Origin of the sequence: Pantoea sp. Ft-CA_14, from assembly GCF_024520875.1 — a bacterium.
Taxonomy (GTDB): Bacteria; Pseudomonadota; Gammaproteobacteria; order Enterobacterales; family Enterobacteriaceae; genus Pantoea; species Pantoea agglomerans.
Genome location: NZ_JALNPM010000052.1, coordinates 1 through 245 on the forward strand (window position 1 = coordinate 1; position 245 = coordinate 245).

At 63.3% G+C, this 245-nt stretch carries 1 pseudogene; it reads left to right on the forward strand.

What is annotated here, in order from left to right:
• A pseudogene (locus NR195_RS22815) lies at positions 1–245 on the forward strand (inorganic phosphate transporter); the annotation flags it as partial.

The following is a 245-nucleotide window of genomic DNA, read 5'->3' on the forward strand; positions in this document are numbered from 1 at the left end:
CTATAGCGTGCTCGGCGATCCCCGCCCCGCGGTGACGCAATACGTGTCGCTGCACCACATCTCGGAAGGCACCTATCCGTCGCTCGCCGTATTGGTGGCCGATGTCGGCAACCAGGTCCGCACCTATGGCACGCTCGACCGCGTGCCGGCGGAAGCCGTCGGCAACACCCGCAACGACATGTATCTCGCCTCGGAAGCGATCCACTTCCTGATGAAGGACAAGGAGAACGACCTCAGCAAGGAGG